This window comes from Paenibacillus sp. NPDC055715 (genome assembly GCF_053617595.1).
This window is the reverse complement of the sequence record NZ_JBSHGA010000004.1, coordinates 88,314-109,664: the sequence shown is the minus strand read 5'-3', so window position 1 is coordinate 109,664 and position 21,351 is coordinate 88,314. Positions and strand designations below refer to the sequence as shown.

The window sequence follows — 21,351 nt, the reverse complement described above, 5'->3', positions numbered from 1 at the left end:
TACAAGGATCTGTCCAAAGCTTTACTGGATGCTGCTTGGGGCTACAATGACGGCGTAGGCATTACCACGAAGGAGGCACGTGAGGTTTATTATCGTTATTTTATGAAAGAAGTGTATATCCCGAACGGCTGGAGTGTAAAACGGGGCAAGGCAACACCATTCCTGGCGCAGACGCTACCGCATCTGATCCGTCCAAGGGCGGCAATGGTACGTATTCCAGCTATACCGATATCCGGCCTAACATCACCAAAGATCCGCAATGGTCTTATCTCAAGGACAAATACACGACCTCTTGGAATAATCAGATGAAAAAAACTGGACAAAGGCGCTCCGGAATTTACGTATCACCGTTTCTGGTCCCAAGTCGATATGGCGACAGCTTATGCGGAATCTGACCGTCTCATCAACAATAGTGGAACAACCGAGCCGACAGCTCCCAAAGCTCCGACAGATGTGAAAGCAAGTGCCGGCGATGCTCAGGTTACACTGAGCTGGAGCAATGCAAGGGGGGGACTCACATTGTATTGCTCCCGTTTCCCGATGATATTTCTCCGATATTGTATATTCCCGCCGACACTCTTGTGGTACACTAAGATGGCTACATCATTACATATATGACCGAGGTGACCTGAGACATGAAAGACAATTTGGCACAGGCTCTGAATGAGCAAATGAATTTTGAGTTTTACTCCGCTCACGTATATCTGGCGATGGCTGCTTATTGCTCCAGCGAAAGTTTGGATGGGTTCGCAAACTTCTTCCTGGTACAAGCTGAAGAGGAACGTTTTCATGCGATGAAGTTATACAGATATATTAATGACCGCAGAGGGCGAGCTACTTTGGCAGCATTACCGGAGCCTAAAAATAGCTACGATTCTATGTTGGACGTATTTGAGCATGGCTACAAGCACGAGCAGCAAAATACGCAGAAATTTTATCATTTGGCTGACTTGGCTCTGGACGGGCGTGAGCATGCGACGATCCATTTCCTGAAATGGTTTATTGATGAGCAAGTCGAAGAGGAAGCTCTGTTCGACAGTGTAATCCAGAAGCTCAAACGGATTGAAAGGGACAGCAATGCCTTTTACATGCTGGACAGTGAGTTTGCCAAGCGCACCTTTGTAGCCCCTGCGGAATAAAGCAACATGCACATTTCGTCTGAATGCTAAGGATATGGCTGGCATGTTATGAGACGAGAAATTAGAAAAGCCCGGTTTTCGGGCTTTTTTTGCGTTTTTTTTTCGAGTGCAGCTTGACACATTAGCAAATTCGAGGATGTTATAGATATAACAAGTCTTTAATATCTATTTATAGGAGATGAGTATCATGATTTACGATTGTGCTATTATTGGCGGAGGACCCGCCGGATTTGAGGTGCTTGATTCGTCAGGCCTGCGCGTTCAAGCGCGAAAACTGATTTTGGCGACGGGCGTAAAGGAGATCTTTCCCGAGATCGAAGGCTTTTATCCACTATACGGAAAAAGCTTGTTTAATTGCCCCTATTGCGACGGCTGGGAGCTACGGGATCAACCGCTTGTCGTTGTGTCCGAATCTCCGGGCATCTATCATACGGCCAACACCGGAACATATTTCATTGCCTTGTGTGGATCTTTCAGTCTATCCGGTACAGACACAACAGCAGCTTCTCCATCCATCATGTCGAATCTTTATTTGAACCATATGAGCAGACTCAATCTTTGCACTACCGAATTATGCTGGTTCGCTTGAATTTGCGGGAATATTCGCTGCTGCCATGCTCACACATCATTTTTGATGCTACGAGCAGTGTCGTTCTGCATAACCAGCTTTTGGAGGAATACGATCATACATAGCAGAGTCAGACAGTTAAAACATTCCATTATCACGATGATCTCGATCATATTCGCCAAGGTCCGCAAGGGCTCAGCGATCCGCAGATTGTGGAGCAATTTAAGCTCCAAACGTTTGACAACAATAATAGTCGAATCCATGCAAGAACCCGGGAGTGTAACTATGCAGAATCTACCTCATTCCTGTTTTGCTCCAGAAGGAAGAGGAGATATCCTATGAAAACGTTATTCGAAAACCCTTGGATGTTGCCGTAAATCACCATTTGAATTTCTTTAATTTGATTTTTAAGGAAGAAATGAAATCAGCTTACCCGCAATCAAGCAGCATTCTAAAAAAGAATTTTGAAAAATTACCTATTGTGTTCAACTAAAGAGTAACGTGGCTTTTATATCATTAAAATCTCACAAACTTAATTGTATTAATGTATGTATAATATACTTATACATTATAATGTCATGCTTTAATTTACTTCTTTGTTTATAATAACATAAAAACATTCATATATCGCAATTTTTTCTTATTAAAGGAATTTGAAAATATATTGACATTTTTCGAGTCCATATTTATTATATAAATAAAATATTTCACATTTAGTTATTACTTATGGAAAAACATCCTGTATGACCTCAGCAGTTTCTCATCACATTCATCTATGATGCTGAAATTTTAGGTTCCAAGCCTTAAGTTCCAGCAAACTCCAAGATTTTTTACACTTCTAATTCTAGTCACACACCTTACTTTTGATCTCAATCACATCACGAATGGAAACTCTATAACCAATTTATTTTTACAAGTCGATTACTGTTTTTTTGGCAATCCGTTTTGTTGCTTTTTGCTGCATCTATCTAGACATCTCTACATCTCGATATCTCGATGTCTCGATGTCTCGATGTCTCCATATATATGTACATTAACACCTGAATCGTAAAAGCTTTTATTGTTTTGCTACATCTTTGTAGGGAAGAAAGGGGTTTGATATGAATCGCATGGCTTTGTTTTTTTCGGGACAAGGGTCTCAGTATGTAGGAATGGGAGCGACATGGCATAGCGGCTTTACAGAAGCGGATCGCTTGTTCGAAGAGGCTGCTGATATTTTGGGATATGATTTGAAAGCTTTATGCATGGCAGGTCCGCTTACCCAGCTATCCAGAACATTCTATACTCAGCCCGCACTTCTTACGATCAGCGTCATTGCATTCCGGCGTTATATGCACGAAATCGGGATTATCCCTGAATTTTCAGCAGGTCATAGCCTGGGTGAATATTCAGCTCTGGTAAGTAGCGGTGTTCTATCTTTTGGCGACGCTTTACGACTGGTACAAGAGCGGGGACGCTTCATGGAAGAAGCCGCGGTGGCTGGACTGGGCAGCATGATTGCCGTTCGCGGAGCTGAGTTGAGCGCCGTGGAAGAATTCTGTCGTCTGTACTCCACGGTTGATCAGCCTGCTGTCATTGCTTGTTACAATTCGCCTACTCAGTACGTCGTCTCTGGTCATCATACGTCGGTAGCTGTGGTAGCTGGCGAGTTAGAACAGCGGGGAGCCCAAATTAACCGCTTGCAGGTCAGTGGTCCTTTCCATAGTCCGCTTATGCAGCATGCTGCGGACAGACTGACTGCAGAGCTGCAAAAATACACTTTAAATGAAGCGCAGTGGCCCGTGATCTCCAATGTGACCGCTCAGCCATACCCCGATGTTGACAGCATCCTTCAAGGATTGATTTTGCAAATGACTCACCCGGTTCGATGGATTCAAACCATGCAGTATATGGCGAATCATGGTGTGAAGCGGTGCATCGAGTTAGGTCCGCGAACGGTGCTGAAAAATTTGGCGAAGGAAATAAACACTACCATCGAAGTGCTGTCCCTGGACAGAGACTTGGATCGAGTTGAACTGGAACGCCGTTTCTCGATCCGTGATTGGGTTGCCTGTTCCCTGTCACTGGCGGTGTCTACCCCTAATGCCAATTGGAATGAAGATGAGTATCGAAAGGGTGTTATTTTACCTGTTCGGAGACTGGAAGAATTACTGCGAAACTCAGAATCAGGCAGCAGTCTACCTCCTGCTTCTGAGCAAAGACAGGAAATACTGGAGTGTATTCGCCTGGTGTTGCAAACCAAACAGGTTCCCGAAGGAGAGCAGAAAGTAATGCTAGAGCAATTGAGGAGGGATCAGGATGGAGCAGTTTCAAACTTTAATTGAAATCATGCAAGACCGCGCAAGCCGGGATGAGAACGGAATCACCTTTATTTCCGGTGATAAACAAGAGGAAAATGTGTCCTACAGTAAACTTCTGGAGCAAGCATCACAGGTACTTCATGTATTACAGGAAAAAGGGATACAACCTGGTGATGAGCTGATTATGCAGATCGACGACAATCATACCTTTGTAAATGTATTTTGGGGTTGCCTACTCGGTGGAATCGTTCCTGTTCCTGTAAGCATAGGGAATAATGATGAGCATAAAATGAAATTGTTTAAAATCTGGGATACTCTATCCCGCCCTTATATGATTGCGGATGACAAGGTATTGGAGCAGCTGGAAAAATACTCGCATCAGCACGAACTGTTGGAATCCTTTGAGTCTGTTAATAAAGCGACTTTTTCAAGCCATGCATTCGATTATTCCAGTCAGAGTAAAGGTATAGTTCATGCATCCAAACCGGAGGATTTGGCTCTTATCCAATTTTCCTCAGGTTCTACAGGTGATCCCAAAGGGGTCATGCTGACGCATGAAAATCTGGTTTACAATATTCGAGATATCGTAAATATAACGAGCATGAACTCCAAGGATGCTTATTTGGGCTGGATGCCGCTTACGCATGATCTGGGATTGATCGCCTTTCATTTAACCTGTGTGATTGCTAATGCCAAGCAGTTCATTATGCCGACGGCACTTTTTATCCGACGCCCGTCTTTATGGTTAAAAAAAGTATCGGAGCATAAGGTGACTCAAATAAGCTCTCCCAATTTCGGATATAAATTTTTTCTCGATCAGTATAAACCCGAAACAGCAGCTAACTGGGACCTGTCAAGTGTACGTATGATTTTAAATGGAGCGGAGCCAATATCCGTGGAGCTTTGCCATGTGTTTATGGATGCAATGAGTGTTCACGGTTTGAATAAAAATGCGATGCTCCCTGTCTACGGATTGGCAGAGGCGTGCGTGGGTGTTTCTGCTCCCCCTCTGGACAAAGATACCTTTATTCCGATTCATTTGAATCGGCAGCAGTTAAACGTAGGTGAACCCATAGAAGAAGTAGACAAGTCCGACAAGCGGTGTCTTACTTTTGTGGATTTGGGGTATCCGGTGGCAAGTACCTCTGTCCGCATTTGCGATGAACAAAATCAGGTGCTCGAAGATGGAGTGATTGGACACACGCAAATCCGCGGCAAAAATGTGACAGCTGGATACTACAACAATCCCGAGGCTACCGCGAAGGTCCAAACAGAGGATGGTTGGCTTATCACCGGAGATCTGGGGTTTATGAGAAATGGTCGCCTCGTTATTACCGGTAGAGCCAAGGATATCATTTTCGTGAACGGACAGAATGTCTATCCGCATGACATCGAGAGGATTGCCGAAGAACTGGATGGCGTGGAACTCGGGAAAGTAGCTGTGTGCGGTATACATGATGCGCAAACCAGGCAGGATCGTATTGTTGCCTTTGTCATGCACACAAAAAAGATAGAGCAATTTGTGCCGATTGTCCAAAAACTGAAAAGCCATCTGAACTACCGGGGAGGTTGGCAGATTCAGGATGTGGTTCCGATCCGGCGTATTCCTAAAACAACCAGTGGCAAGGTTCAGCGCTTCAAATTAGCCCAAAGTTACGAGCAGGGCGAATTCGATGAAATACTGACAACTCTGGCCGAAGTCACTCAAACCTTGCAAGCTGCTGTGCGTGCAGTCTTGCCTCAGGGAGAAATAGAACAGAAGCTGATTGGAATCTGCCAGGATATTTTAAATGTAAAGTCGATCGGAACGGACGACAGCTACTTTGATATCGGAGTGACTTCCTTGCAGCTTGTTCAAATTGTGGACCAGTTGGAGGATCAATTAGGGATTCATATTGAGGTGACGGACTTCTTTTCCTATCCGACCATCGCCAAGCTGGCTGCGTATATCTCCAGTCAGGGCCTAAGCAGCGACGTGGCTGCAACAGCACAGCCTGAGGCCAAGGAGGAAGCGAATGACCGGGATATTGCCATCATTGGCATGTCCGGCAAGTTTCCTCAAGCGGAAACACTGGAGCAGTTTTGGGCGAATGTCGCATCAGGTGCAGACAATATCGGCCCGTACAGCGACGAAAGAAGGAAAGACGCCGAAGCTTTCATTTCCCGTCTGAATACGGAAGGACGGAATATGCAAATCGCAGAAGGTGGATATCTGGACGAAGTAGACAAGTTCGATTACTCCTTCTTTAAGCTGACTCCACGGGAAGCCTCGCTAATGGACCCGAATCAACGGTTATTTCTACAAACCGCCTGGAGCACGATTGAGGATGCGGGGTATGGCGGTAAGCAACTGGCAGGCCAAAAGGTCGGGGTGTATGTTGGCTTTTCCAAAACCAGCTTCGAATACGAGCGTTTGTTGTCCGAGGTGGAACCGGGCGCGCTGCCGAACTTTGCCATTGGGAATTTATCGTCCATTATTTCCAGCCGGATTGCCTATTTGCTCGATCTAAAAGGCCCGGCGCTTACGATTGATACAGCATGCTCTTCCTCACTTGTGGCAGTGCATCTGGCCTGCAAGTCCATCCTCAGCGGAGACTGCGATATGGCACTGGCAGGTGGAGTAAAGACGATTTTGCTGCCGCTGAAAGCGGGCATTGGCATGGAATCTTCCGATGATCGGGCACGCGCCTTCGACGACCAGTCGGACGGAACGGGCTGGGGTGAAGGCGTTGGAGCCGTTTTCCTGAAGCCGCTGCGCAAAGCGGAACAAGACGGTGACAACATTTTGGCTGTGATCAAGGGAAGTGCCATTAATCAGGACGGCAGCACGATTGGTATTTCTGCACCGAATGCGCTGGCTCAGGCGGAAGTGATTTCGCAGGCGTGGCGTGATGCACGGATTGATCCTGAGACGGTGAGCTACATCGAAGCACATGGCACCGGGACCAAGCTGGGCGATCCGGTCGAGATTGACGGCATTACCAAGGCTTTCCGCAAGCATACACAGCGCAAGCAGTTTGTCGCGATTAGCACAGTCAAAACGAATATCGGCCATTTATACGAAGCCGCCGGGATTGCGGGCTTGATCAAATCTGTACTGTCCATGAAGCATCGGCAGATTGCGCCGCTCGTTCATTTTCGCACGCCAAACCAGAAGATCCATTTCGAGGAATCTCCGGTATATGCCAATACGAAGCTGAGGGAATGGAAGACGGACGGCTTCCCGAGAAGAAGCGGGCTAAGTTCCTTTGGATTCAGCGGGACAAACTGCCATGTGGTGCTGGAGGAATATATAGCAAAGACGGAATCAGATACATCCTCAACGGTCAGCAACAACGAATCATCACCGCTGCTGCTGACTCTGTCAGCGCGAAGTGAATCCGCTTTGCGCGAGCTGGTCGGGCGGTACGCAGAACGGTTTGGACGTGCGGAAGAACTCGTGATGCAGGATGTATGTTATACGGCTAACACAGGTAGAAGTCACCTGAATCACCGGATTGCGGTGATTGCCGCAGGAGCGGATGCGCTGAAGGCGAAGGTGCTTCAGTTGCACGAACAAGGCAGAGCCCTCGAAGGCATATACACCGGGAAAGCGGATAGCACAGGTGGCGCAGAAACGGTCACTGAAAGCCTGGACACGTTGCAATCACTGGAGCAACTGGCTGCCAAGTACGTGCAAGGAGCTCAGTTCGATTGGAATGCCCTATATGCAGGTAAGCACTACAAAAAGGTTTCTCTGCCTACGTATCCATTCGAGCGTAAAAGATGCTGGATTAACGTGCCCGAACAGGTTCGAACGGAACAGAACGCACCCATTCATGAAAACTCAACAGTAAAGGAGTCTGGAATTATGGGGAACGAGTATTTAGCGTCGGTATCGGTTACCGATCAGCACAAATCATCTATCCTTCAAAAGTTAGCGAAAATGATCGGGAACGTGTCCCAGCTCAGTCTGGAGGAACTGGAGCCACAAGCACATTTTCTGGAGATTGGGCTGGATTCCATTAATTTGTCCCAAGTTCGCCACAGTATCAAGGATACCTTCGGACTGGACGTTCCGATGAACGAATTTTTCGAATCGTTGACCACGCTGGAGCTGTTAGCCAGCTACGTAGCCGAGCGGGTGAGCATTTCCACTTCTGCTGAAACCACGGTTTTGTCTGTGGAAAATCGTCCGAAAACAACTCTGAATCAGGTTGATCATGCAGCTTCCCTGTTAACCCAACCGTCTCATGAATCCGCTGTTCCGGCTGCCGCATCCGTTTATGCTATAGATACAGCTGGGCAAACACGGTCTCAAAGCTTCCCCATCGCTACAGCTCCTGCGGGTGTGGAACGAATTTTGGAGCAACAGCTACATCTAATGTCACAGCAGCTTGATGTTCTCCGGCATCAGCCATCTGCATCCGTAATAGCTTCCGAGCCATTTAGCCCGGAAACGGGCGTTTTGCCATCGGCAAGTAGAGAAAACGCGCAGATCATCTGTACCGAATCCAAGCAGGAAGTTGCGGCTGCATTAGCACTGGCTCCATCCGTAAAGGCTGTTCCCAAGCAGACAAGCAATGAAGCCAAGCCGTATACGCCTTATAAAAAGCTGGATGTAAAAGCGCGTGAATTGCTTTCGCTCCGTCAGGAACAACATCTGCAAGAGCTGATTGAACGCTACACGGCCCGTACGCGTAGCACCAAACAGTACACCCAGCAGTATCGCTCCGTATACGCCAATAACCGTAATGTGGCTGGTTTCCGGCCTGTTTTGAAGGAAATGGTGTACCAAATCGTTTCTCAACGTGCAGACGGATCAAAAATTTGGGATCTGGACGGCAATGAATATGTCGATTTGACGATGGGCTTTGGCGTGAATCTGTTTGGGCACAATCCGGCCTTTATCCGAGAAAAAATTGAGGAAGAACTGAAAAACGGCATGTGTGTCGGCCCGATGTCCAACATGGCCGGGCAAGTTGCCGAGAAAATTTGCAAGATGACGGGTGTGGAACGGATTGCGCTGTACAATTCTGGCACGGAGGCCGTCATGGTCGCGCTCCGTTTGGCACGTGCTGCCACGGGACGAGCTAAAGTTGTCATTTTTGCTGGCTCGTATCACGGTACATTCGACGGGGTGCTCGCACTGGGGAGCGCAGGTGACGACAAGGAGCATTCGACACCTCTGGCTCCAGGTATCTTGCAGCATATGGTGGACGATATCGTCGTGCTTCATTATGGAGCGGACGATTCCCTGGATTATATCCGCACCCATGCGCATGAGCTGGCCGCGGTTGTAGTGGAGCCGGTACAAAGCCGCCGACCCGATTTTCAGCCTCAAGCCTTTTTGCAGGAAATTCGCCAGATGACGGAGCAGTCGGGTACTGCCTTCATTTTTGATGAGGTTATAACTGGCTTCCGGATTCAGCCGGGAGGGGCCCAAGCTTGGTTTGGGGTGCAAGCTGACCTTGTGACTTACGGTAAAATCATTGGCGGTGGGCTGCCGATCGGCATCGTAGCCGGAAAAGCCGCCTTTATGAACGGGATCGATGGAGGTACGTGGAGCTTCGGGGACGATTCCTATCCACAGCATGAGCAGCAGCGGACCTTTGTCGCAGGAACCTTCTGCCATCATCCGCTGGCAATGGCTGCATCCTTAGCGGTGCTGGATCATTTGGAGAACAACGGCGAGCAGCTGCAAAATGGCCTGAACATCCGCACCTCGGCGTTAGCAGCCGAGCTGAACAGCTATTTCACTGACGAACATGTACCTATGAAAGTGGTTAACTTTGGCTCCCTGTTCCGCTTCGTGCTCAAAGGCGATCTGGAATTGTTCTTTTATCACATGCTGGACAAAGGCATCTATATCTGGGAAGGACGAAACTGCTTCTTGTCCACGGCCCATACCGAGGAAGATATTGCGCGAATTGTGCAAGCGGTCAAGGATAGCGTGAACGAGCTGCGTAAAGGGGGCTTTTTACCGGACCCGCCCCCGAATGGAAACGGCCCGGGACCGGGCAAGCAACCTGTACCTGTAACTGTACCTCCAGAAGCTGAAGCAGTGGGTGTTCCAGAAACCGTAATTGCGCTGACTCCGGATCAAAAGCAGCTTTGGTTCGCCTCTGTTTCAGAACGAAGTGACTCTCAATCTTTACACGAAACCGCCTTGTTGCGGTTTCGTGGTCCACTTCAGCAGGAGGCGTTCAACCAGGCTGTCCAGACCATCGTAAACCGTCATGAAGCGTTACATACCTTTATGAGCGGCGATGGGGAAACTCAAGTGATCGCTTCTGGGATGAAAGTGGAAGTCCCGCTTCATGATTTTACCAGTCACCCCCCGGATGAACAGGAGCAATATATCCGGGCATGGATGATCAAGGACAGCGAAATCCCGTTTAACATGACGTCAGGCGAGCCGTTATTCCGGATTCATCTGCTGAAAATATCAGATGAGGAGCATCTGAGTGTCTTTACGTTCCATCATTTTATCGCGGATGGTTGGTCGATTGGTGTATTCATTCAGGAACTGGAACAGATCTATTCTGCGCTTGTCCGACATGCTGACTATAATCTTCCCGATCCAGTACCTTTTCGGAATTACGTTGTTTGGCAGCAGGATCAATTGAAAGCAGGGAAAGAAGAGGCCCTTGCTTTTTGGTCGGAGGTACTGGATAAACAGCGGCCCGTTCTCCAGCTGCCATCTCCGGTGAGGGGACTACAGCTTCCGTCTTCCAGAGGAAGCAGACATACCATAATTCTCGAAGCGCAGCTCGTCAAACAATTGAGATCCGCCAGCATAAAGCTTGGCAACAGTCTTTTTATAACGCTGTTATCGGCCTTTCAGATTTTTCTGCATCGCCTGACAGGGCAGCGGGAAGTAACGGTGGGGGTTCCCACCGCAGGACAATCCCATATGGACGCCTTCTCCCTGATCGGCAACTGTGTCAACTTACTTCCGATGATCAGCGAAGTGCGTCCTGATGCTACTTTTACGGAGCATGCCCAAACGGTCAAAAAGCGCATGAATGAACTGGACAGCTTCCAAAAGTACAGCTTTGCCGGACTCGCTCAGCTGGGGCTGAGGCATTTGCCTGTCATTAACGCTGTATTCAATATGGATCGACCAATTCCGCGTTTTCAATTCCATGGACTGGCAGCAGAACTTGTTGAGAATGAGGTATCATTCAGCAAATACGAGTTGTTTTTGAACGTGACAGAGGCGCAGAAGCAATTACGTCTTGATTTCGACTACAATTCGGATCTTTTTCAGCAAAATATCATCGAAGCCTGGTCAGGATATTTCCTGAATTTGCTGCATTCCATTGTAGAGGAAGAAGGGGCTCACGTTTCAGCGCTGTCTTTACTCCGTGCGTCGGAGAACGAACAACTTCGAGCTGTATGGGCAGCAAATACCGATTCCTACGGAAACTATCTTTGCGTCCTTGACGCTTACAAGCATCTGGCACCTGTCGGGACAGCAGGAGAGGTGTATCAAGCCTCAGTAGCAGGTCTGTTGGGAACGACCCGGGAATGGGCTTACGTGGAAAATGGTGGCAAGCTGCGGCATATTGGAAATTTGAATCGGACCATCCACATTCGCGGACATCAGGTTAATCTGGAGCAGCTGGAGAAACACCTGCTGCACATTTTCCAATTGGAGTCCTGCGTCATTACACCACAAACGGGCGAAGCTGGAAAAGTTATATATATAACCGCCTATGTGGTCGCAAACGCATCGAAGCCTTGGGAAGAAGACGCACTGAAAAAGGCTGTAATCGAAATTCTTCCAGATTATACGCAGCCCCGTTTTTGGATTCATATGGATCATATTCCTATTCTGCCGGATGGTCAGCCTGATCTACAGGCTCTACCAGAGCCGAGACAAGCAAGCGTATTCGCTAAAACAGACGCCGCTTCTGAGAACCACGGCATAGAAGATCAACTCGTGAACATTTGGATGGACGTTTTGAATGTAATGGATATCAGCTATGACGATAACTTTTTTCAACTGGGCGGTGATTCGCTAAAAGCGACGGTCATTCTGTCGAGAGTCAATAAGGAATTGGGTGTACACATTCCACTCAGCCACATTTTTGAGCTGCAAACGATTGCTGAGCTGGCTACATATATTGCGGGTGGAACAAAGCAGACCTATGAACCGATTGTATCTGTGAAATCGCAAGCCTTCTATCCGGTATCTTCTTCCCAAAAGAGAATGTACGTGCTGGATCAACTGGGAGGCGGAACGGCCTATCATGTACCCGGTCAGCTTTTCATAGAGGGAGATCTGGAGGTTCCCCGCTTTATTGAAGCCGTTAAGGAAGTTGTTTTGCGGCATGAATCCTTTCGGACGTATTTCGATCTGGAAGATGGGGAAGTGGTACAAAAAGTTCGGGATACGATTCCATTCGACATCCCGTATACCCGTATTTCCAAGGAAGAAGCAAAACAGGCTCGGGCCTTGTTTATCCAGCCTTTTCATCTGGGAACAGCTCCTTTATTCCGCGCCGAACTGTACGAATTTATCGAAGGTGGCTTCATACTGCTAGTGGATATGCATCACATCGTGTCCGATGGTTTCTCCATGGCCGTGCTGCTGGATGAAATCATTCAACGGTATCAGGGCAGACAGCTTGCGAACATTCAGCTTCATTACAAAGACTTTGTTGCTTGGCAGAAGCAGCAGATCACTGACGACGCATGGCAAGCGCATGAATCATATTGGCTCCAGACCTTGAGTGGCGAGCTTCCTGTACTGAATATGCCTACGGACTTTTCACGTCCGCAAGCACAAAGCTTTGAAGGTGACAGCTTGACCGTCACATTGGAATCCAAACTTACTAACACACTCTACACATTGGCCCAAGACACCGAATCTACGATCTTTATGATACTTTTGGCAGCTTATAATGTCCTGCTGGGCAAATATTCTGGCCAAGAGGACATTATCGTGGGTACACCTGTTGCCGGAAGACGGCATGTGGATACGCAAGCAATGATTGGCATGTTCGTCAATACGCTGGTTCTTCGCAATCAGCCGCAATCTTCTTTAACGTTCCAATCCTTTTTGCAGGAGGTTAAGCAAAACTCGTTGCTGGCACTGGAGCATCAGGAATACCCGTTTGATGAGCTTGTGGACAAGCTGGAACTGGTACGCGACGTAAGTCGAAACCCGGTGTTCGATACGATGTTCAGTTTGCAAAATGTCGGCACAGATGTTTTGGAAACAGGAGGCATTCGTTTTAAGCCGGAAGAATTCAACGTGGGCATATCCAAGGTGGATTTTTCATTGCATGTGACCGAAGAAAAAGAACGTTTGTCCTTCACTTTGGAGTATGGCACGAAGCTGTTTAAACCAGAGACCATCCGACGGCTGGCAGAGCATTTTGTACGAATTTTGGAAATGGTGACACAGGATGTCAGGGTGCGGTTGGCCGATATTACGATCGTATCTGATGAAGAGAAGCAATTGCTGCTAACCGGATTTAACGATACCGTCGTACCTTTCCCGTACAATGAGACACTCCACGGACAGTTTGAAAAGCAGGTCGTACAGACGCCGAATCATATAGCATTGGTGTTCGGAAATCAGCGTCTGACCTACCGGGAGTTGAACGAACGCGCTAACTCACTGGCACGGATACTTCAAGAACAAGGTGTAGGACCCGATAAGCTAGTCGGTCTGATGGTGCAGCGTTCGGCGGAAATGATCATTGGTTTGCTGGCCGTGCTAAAAGCGGGTGGCGCTTATGTGCCGATCGACCCTGAATATCCGTCAGCCCGTATTGAATATATGCTGAGTGACAGTGAGGCCGCCGTACTCCTGACCAGTCGTGATTTGGTAGGAGAACACCATTACAGCGCCAACACCCTGTTTATTGAAGATGAGGAAGTATATCAAGGAGAAAAGACCAATCTGGAAGCCAATGCTCAGCCAGAGCATCTGGCTTATGTCATCTATACTTCTGGCTCAACGGGAAATCCGAAAGGAGTGATGCTCCAGCATCGCTCGGTGCTGAATTTTATTACAGGAATGCGTGAAGTGATCGACTTTGCAGCGGACAAAACGATTTTATCGCTAACCACCATTTCGTTCGATATTTTCGTATTGGAAACGATTCTTCCGCTGCTGGGCGGAATGACCGTCGTGCTAGGCGACCGCCATCATCAGGTCGATCCTCAGACACTTGGCGAGCTGATTACTGCACATCACATTGACATGCTGCAAATGACGCCATCCCGGCTGCAAATGCTGCTGGGTCATGAGGAAGGTTCCCGTGCGCTGCAAGGTGTACAGGAAATTATGGTTGGGGGAGAAGCGCTTCCGCCCAAGCTGCTGGAGGCATTGCAGAAATTGAATGGTCCCCGTATTTATAACATGTACGGACCTACGGAAACGACGGTTTGGTCGGCAGTGCAGGAACTTACAAATGCCAAACAGATTGACATTGGACGCCCCATCGCGAATACGCAAATTTATGTCATGGATGCGCAGGGCAGATTACAACCTATTGGTGTACCAGGCGAGCTATGCATTGCAGGGGAAGGATTGGCCCGCGGCTATTGGAATCGCACGGAACTGACGGCGGACAAATTTGTAGATAATCCATTTTCAACAGGAACACAAATGTACAGAACAGGCGATCTCGCCCGCTGGAAAGCGGATGGAAATTTGGAGTTTATCGGCCGAATCGACCATCAGGTGAAAGTACGTGGATTCCGGATCGAGCTGGGTGAGGTTGAAAATGCTTTGATTAGCCATTCTGCAATTCAAGAGGCTGTGGTCACTGTAAATCAAAGCAAAGATCATGAATCCGTACTGTGTGCCTACATTGTACTGCATACAGAAGAAACGCCAAACTTAGCCACAATTCATGAGCATGCCGCCAAGTTGCTTCCTTATTACTCGGTTCCGTCTCACTTTGTGTTTCTGGATCGTATACCGTTGACTCCAAATGGAAAAACCGACCGAAACGCGTTGCCGGAGCCTGACAAGCTATTACGACCGGATATTGCCTATGTAGCGCCACGAAATGATGTCGAAGAAGCTTTGGCCGCCGTATGGCAAGACGTTTTGGGACGCGATCAGGTGGGCATTCAGGATAACTTTTTCCTGCTCGGAGGCGATTCCATCAAAGCAGTTCAGGTCATCGCGCGCATGCGTCTTTACGGGTATTCACTGGATATCCGACACGTACTGGAGCATCCGTCCATTGAAATCCTGAGCGGCTATGCGGAAACACTGTCCCGTCCGATTGAGCAAGGCCCGGTAGATGGAGAGGCGCCACTGACCCCGATACAACGACATCTAATCGATTGGATCGAACGGAACCCATCCGAGGCACTTCCTGCCGCAACATCGGTACTGTTGTTAGCAAAGTCGGGCTTTGATGAGCAGCCATTGCGAGCCGCATTGAAGAAAATCGTGGAGCACCACGATGCTCTACGCCTTGGCTTATTGCAACAGGCTGACGGGTCGGTTACGCAAGCTCACAAAGGACTGAATGAGGAGTTAATCACGCTGGAGGTACTGTCGCTTACGGGAACAGAAAGCGAAGCACGGAGCCAATTGGAAACTGAATGCCAACGTATTCAAAGCAGCCTGCGGCTGTTTGAAGGACCACGAGTTCGGGCAGGACTTTTCCGTCTGGATAGCGGAGATCATCTTTTCCTTGCTGTAGACTTGATGGTGGCTGACGCCATTTCATGGAGTATTATGCTCGAAGATCTGGCAACAGGCTACGGACAAGCTCTGAACGGGGAAACGATTGTCTTACCGCACAAAACCAACGCTTACCAAACATGGGCCGAACATCTTGAGAATTATGCGAATAGCAAAGAGCTGCTCAAGGAGCAGGACTATTGGAAAAAGATAGAGTTGTCCGAATGGGGAATGCTTCCCAAAGACCATGAAGCCCTTACGGACTCGGGAACGGAACGGCAAACGAATCAGCTCCATCTGCAATTATCAGCAGACGAAACTCAGGATCTGATGACACAGGTCAATCATGCCTACAATACCGTGCCGGATGAAGTGCTGCTGTCCGTGCTGGGTCAGACCGTATCCGAATGGTCAGGACATGAACGGATTGCACTCTACTTGGAGAACCCTGGCCGAGAGCCTGGTGAAACAAATTCGCTGGATATCTCCAGAACGGTAGGGCAGTTTACGTCCGTGTATCCAGTTGTACTGGACATCAATTCTGCGGATGAACTATCGCTGTTGCTCAAGCGTGTGAAGGAAACGGTTCGACAGGTTCCAAATCAGGGATTGGGCTACGGTGTATTGAGATATCTGACCGAAGGCAGCAATCCAACGGATTCTAAATGCTCTCGTCATCCGGAAATCGGTTTCCGTTATATAGATTCCCTACACCCGGAATCGGTTTATTTTTCAACATCTCCGCTGGAAGCTGAAATTGCACCAAGTATCAAGGATGCGGATAGTGGTTCATCTTATGCTTTTTATATGGATAGCCGCTTGGAAGACGGAAAATTAAGTATCCGTATATCCTATGACAGGAATGCATATGAAGAGCGCACGATCAAACACCTTCTCTCTCGCTTCGAAACTCACCTGTTGAATGCCATCCGTCATTGTCTGGATCAGTCCGGTCAGGAACTGACACCAACAGACGTAGGGGCAGATGATCTGGATCTGGAAGAGTTCGAAGACATGAAGCATTTTTATGAAAACCTTTAATTATTCGCCCGAGGGGGAAATACGATGAGTAAAAGCCTTGAAATCGAAAAAGTGGCTAATTTAACGCCTTTGCAGGAGGGGATGCTCTTTCATACGGTGATGGAGCCAGAATCACAGGCGTACTATGAGCAAGTACGAATGACCATCCGGGGTGAACTGAACCTGGAGGCTCTGCAAAAGAGCTTCCAGACCCTGGTACAGCGTCACGAAACGCTTCGTTCGAATATTTATCATAAAAGTGCCTCCCGCTCGCGGCTCATCGTGTTTAAGGAGCGAAATCCAACGCTTCGTTACGAGAATCTGACGAATATTCCCGAGGCAGAGCAAGCTGAAGCCATTCGCAGCTACGCAGACGCAGACCGGAACCATCGTTACGATCTGAGCAAGGATTTGCTCATTCGTCTGGCTGTGCTTCAAACCCAAACGAATGCATATACGCTACTTTTAAGCTTTCATCATATTATTATGGACGGCTGGTGCCTTGGCATCGTTATAGACGAGCTGTTCGCGGCTTATGAAGCACTGAAAGCGGGTAAGACCGTACAACTGCCAACACCGCAGCCCTATACTGGCTATGCTCGCTGGCTGGATAAGCAGGATAAGGAGGCAGCGAAGGAATACTGGCGGTCCGTCCTGAACGGCTATGATCAGCCAGCCGTGCTGCCAACCCTGCCTGTAGCCCATCCGCTCCAGACAGAAACCGGGTACTTGCTGCATGAGCATAAAATAACACTCACGGATGAAACAACCCGTCAATTGCGGACGGTGGCTGAACGCAACGGAACGACCCTTAGCAGTCTGTTTCTGGCTGCATGGGGAGTCGTGCTTGGAGGATACAACCAAAGTGAAGACGTCGTCTTCGGCACCGTTGTTTCCGGTCGACCGCCGGAGCTTGAAGGTGTTGAACAGATGTTGGGACTTTTCATTAACACCATACCGGTACGAATCAAATGGGATGCAGATCAGCCATTCTCAGGTCTGCTTCGTGAAGTGCAGCGCAGCGCGGTTCAATCACGGGCATATGACTATTTTTCACTCGCTGAAATACAGTCCCAGTCAGCGCTCAAGCAGCAACTCATGGATCATTTTGTTGTATTTGAAAACTACCCGCTGGAGGATATGGTTGGCCGGCCTAATCTGAAGGAACGGCTTGGATTCGTCGTAGAGGACGCCCAGCTGTCCGAAGAAACACCTTACCACTTCAACATCGAAGTGGAGGATGGAACAGCGCTGAGCTTCATGCTGTCCTACAACAACTATGTTTACAACGATGAAGTGATGACACGGTTAGCCGGACATTTGGAGCATACACTCGTTCAGATTGCACGCACACCAGAAATCCAGCTGCGGGACATTCGTCTGCTGACCGCTACAGAAGAGGCGGAGCTCACCCATGTATGGAGCGGGCCGGTTACCGATTATCCTGCCGGAACGTTTCATGGAATATTCGAGGCGCAGGCAGAACGTATCCCGGAACAGACCGCTGTCATCTACGAAGATACCGCACTGACCTATCATGAGCTGAATGAGAAGGCCAATCTGCTTGCTCAAGCTCTACAAAGCCGTGGGGTCCAACGCGAACATCTCGTCGCCGTGATGCTTGAGCGTTCAGCAGACATGATTATCGCTGTGTTAGGAATTATGAAGGCGGGAGCTGCCTACGTACCTGTCGACCCGACCTACCCGAAGGAGAGAATTGCTTTCATGCTTCAGGACAGCGGGGCTACTATTATGCTCACGCAGTCTTCCCTGACTGAACTACTGGAAGGTGTGGATTTTGCGGGTGAAGTGCTGGACTTGCCTATACTGCTGACAGAATTTCCGATCAACCCTGACGAATCAGAGCTCCTATTCAAATCTATACATGACCCTGAGGCTTTGGCCTACGTTATCTATACATCAGGAACGACGGGCAATGCCAAAGGAGTCATGATTGAGCATCGTCACTATGTCAATACAACGATGGGGTATAGAGATGCCTATCGGATGGATGAATTTAAGGTCAAACTGTTACAAATCGCCAGCCTGTCGTTTGATGTATTTGCTGGAGATCTGGCTCGGACATTTATCAACGGGGGCACTATGGTTATTTGTCCTCAGCATGTACGCAGCGATCCTGTAGCTCTGGCGAAGACTCTCGAAGAACATCAAATCACCATATTTGATGCCCCGCCAGCGCTAATGACGCTACTCATGGAGTATGTGTATGAACAAGGCATAGATATCAGTGCGATGAAGCTGGTTACGACGGGCTCAGACAGTTGTAGTGTAGACAACTACCGCACACTGCTTACACGCTTCGGTGACCGTATTCGCATTATGAATTGCTACGGTGTGACCGAAGCGACTATTGATTCCAGCTTTTATGAAGAAACGGCGGAACGCCTGTCTCCATCCGGTATTGTTCCGATTGGAAAGGCGTTGCCGAACCATAGAGTATATATCGTGGATGAGGCTTTGCGCCCGCTCCCCATTGGCGTAGCCGGGGAATTGTGTATTGGCGGCGCTTCCGTAGCTCGAGGTTATCTGAACCGCCCTGACCTGACAGCGGAAAAATTTGTACCCAATCCTTTTGTGAGTGGAGAGCGTCTGTACCGCACCGGAGATCTGGCGCGCTGGCTGCCGGATGGCAACATTGATTTCATCGGCCGGGTTGACTTTCAGGTAAAAATTCGCGGTTACCGGATCGAGCCGGGTGAAATCGAGTCGGCCCTACTCCAATTGGATGAGGTACGCCAAGCGGTGGTCACGGATAAAACGGACAAGACCGGACAAAAGTATTTGTGCGCCTACGTGGCAGGCACAAATGACAAATCCTTCCTGCAGACAGAGCTTGCGAAACAGTTGCCTGGCTATATGGTACCTGCACATATGATCGTGCTGGATCAATTGCCTTTGACCCATAACGGTAAAATTGATCGACGCGCGCTTCCAGAACCCGAAGATTTTGTGTTGACCGACGTCGAGTATGAAGCGCCGCAGAGCGAACTGGAGCAAATACTCGCTTCCATCTGGGAGGAAGTCATTGGCGTTAAGCCGATTGGTTTGCGAAGCAACTTTTTCGAGCTTGGCGGGGATTCGATCAAAGCACTACAAATTGCGGCCCGATTGAATGCGAGGGGCCTCAAAATGGACATAAAAGATTTGTTCCGTTATCCGCAGATTGCTCTGATCGTTCCTTATATTAAAGAAGTAACCCGAACCATCCCGCAGGGGGCAGTACAAGGTGCAGTGGAACTGACACCGAGCCAATGGGAATTTTTTGAGCATCATCGAACAGAACGTCATCATTACAATCAGGCAGTCATGCTCCAGAACGCCGAAAGATGGAACGAAACCTGGCTGCGAAGCGCCGTGGACAAGCTGACCACGCATCATGATGCCTTGCGCATCACCTTTGATGAGCGTGAAAAAGAACCTGTCGCCTATAACAGAGGCACAGCTGAAGGTGAACGCTTCACATTGGAAAGCTACGATTTATCACATGCTGACCAGCCTGAGGAAGAAATCGCGCAGCTCGCTGACGCGTTACATAGCCACTTTGATTTGCGCAACGGCCCGCTTGTGCGTTTGGCTTTATTCCGGCTACAGGAAGCCGATCATTTGTTAATCGTCATTCATCATCTTGTCGTAGACGGGATGTCGTGGAGAATCCTGCTGGAAGACTTGGAAACAACCTACCAACAGTTAGCTAACGGTGAAAAGCTACAGCTTCCCGCTAAGACCGATTCCTATAAGGAATGGGCAGCACGCCTGTCCAAGTATGCACAAAATGCACTGGCGCGTCAGGAAATCAGCTATTGGAATGCGGTAGAAGCTCGTGAAATACTTTCGCTGCCAAAAGATCATGAGGTGCTAGTTAGCCTGAACCGTGAGGGTCGCCAATCGGAAGTAACATTCAGCCGAGAAGAAACCGAGAACCTGCTGAAACACGCGCACCATGCCTACAATACAGAAACAAATGATATTTTACTGACGGCGCTAGGGTTGGCTTTCCGTGAATGGGGTGGACATGCAGAAATTGCAGTTCAGGTGGAAAGTCATAGCAGAACGGAAGTGATTAAAGACGTAGACGTTTCCCGCACAGTAGGCAGGTTTACGTCCGTGTATCCGTATGTAGTAGACGTGAGCAAGCCCGAAGATTTGGCCTACCAGATTAAGCTGGTTAAAGACAATTTGCGACGTGTACCCAACAAGGGTGTCGGATATGGCATTTTACGATACTTGACTGACAGGGAGCAGCAGGATAGAGCAACTCTTTTTTCTGCCAAGCCACCTGAGATCAGCTTTAGCTTTGACGGAGAAGCCAGAGAAGGTACGACATGGCGCACCTCAACACTATCCACGTTTGCTGGTACTGAAATTAGCCCTCTGACTGAAAAAGCGCCCAGCTTTGATATTCATGGTGCGGTGGCTGACGAAAGACTCCGCATTGTATTCGAATACAACGCACATGAATATGAAGCATCGACGGTGGAGCGACTTACAGCCAGCTTTAAGAATCATCTGATCGAACTTATTCGCCATTGCTGCGCCAAGGATACAGCAGAACAAAGCCCGACGGATTTTACATATGGGCAATTGTCTCAGGGCCAGTTTGAAAATATTGCAAATCGCTTGACAGATAAGCTGTTAAACCAATTGAAATGAGGTGAATTT

5 protein-coding genes and 2 pseudogenes are annotated in these 21,351 nt (G+C 48.5%); 6 read left to right on the top strand and 1 reads right to left on the bottom strand.

Features of this window, described 5'->3' with window-relative positions; genetic code table 11:
- Positions 1–3 precede the first annotated feature (3 nt).
- The 3 genes and pseudogenes from ACWGOO_RS08925 to ACWGOO_RS08915 all read left to right on the top strand — a co-directional run.
- A pseudogene (locus tag ACWGOO_RS08925) lies at positions 4–618 on the top strand (glycoside hydrolase family 48 protein); the annotation flags it as partial.
- 17 nt (positions 619–635) lie between these two features.
- Positions 636–1,139 carry a ferritin gene (locus ACWGOO_RS08920; RefSeq protein ID WP_452482602.1) on the top strand — a complete coding sequence of 168 codons (504 nt, stop codon included), beginning with the start codon at positions 636–638 and terminating at the stop codon, positions 1,137–1,139.
- A gap of 223 nt (positions 1,140–1,362) precedes the next feature.
- Positions 1,363–1,575: pseudogene (locus tag ACWGOO_RS08915) on the top strand (NAD(P)/FAD-dependent oxidoreductase); the annotation flags it as partial.
- 182 nt (positions 1,576–1,757) lie between these two features.
- Here ACWGOO_RS08915 and ACWGOO_RS08910 read toward each other — a convergent pair.
- The gene (locus ACWGOO_RS08910) at positions 1,758–1,970 is read right to left on the bottom strand and encodes a hypothetical protein (RefSeq protein WP_452482600.1); all 213 of its coding nucleotides are present in this window, start codon (positions 1,968–1,970) and stop codon (positions 1,758–1,760) included.
- Positions 1,971–2,807: 837 nt separating this feature from the next.
- Here ACWGOO_RS08910 and fabD point away from each other — a divergent pair.
- From fabD to ACWGOO_RS08895, 3 genes are read left to right on the top strand one after another with little or no spacing between them, the layout of a single operon-like run.
- Positions 2,808–4,031, top strand: a complete 1,224-nt coding sequence (fabD, locus tag ACWGOO_RS08905; RefSeq protein WP_452482598.1) for an ACP S-malonyltransferase — start codon at positions 2,808–2,810, stop codon at positions 4,029–4,031.
- Positions 4,006–16,692 (top strand): amino acid adenylation domain-containing protein, encoded by a 12,687-nt coding sequence (locus tag ACWGOO_RS08900; RefSeq protein ID WP_452482596.1) that lies wholly within the window; start codon positions 4,006–4,008, stop codon positions 16,690–16,692. Before fabD ends, ACWGOO_RS08900 begins: the two co-directional genes overlap by 26 nt.
- A gap of 24 nt (positions 16,693–16,716) precedes the next feature.
- Positions 16,717–21,342, top strand: coding sequence for an amino acid adenylation domain-containing protein (locus tag ACWGOO_RS08895; RefSeq protein ID WP_452482594.1), 4,626 nt, complete (start codon positions 16,717–16,719; stop codon positions 21,340–21,342).
- The last annotated feature ends 9 nt before the right edge of the window (positions 21,343–21,351 follow it).

Coding starts and splice junctions, on each gene's coding strand:
- ACWGOO_RS08920 (WP_452482602.1), top strand. CDS start 636: ATGAAAGACAATTTGGCACAGGCTCTGAATGAGCAAATGAATTTTGAG.
- ACWGOO_RS08910 (WP_452482600.1), bottom strand. CDS start 1,970: ATGGATTCGACTATTATTGTTGTCAAACGTTTGGAGCTTAAATTGCTC.
- fabD (WP_452482598.1), top strand. CDS start 2,808: ATGAATCGCATGGCTTTGTTTTTTTCGGGACAAGGGTCTCAGTATGTA.
- ACWGOO_RS08900 (WP_452482596.1), top strand. CDS start 4,006: ATGGAGCAGTTTCAAACTTTAATTGAAATCATGCAAGACCGCGCAAGC.
- ACWGOO_RS08895 (WP_452482594.1), top strand. CDS start 16,717: ATGAGTAAAAGCCTTGAAATCGAAAAAGTGGCTAATTTAACGCCTTTG.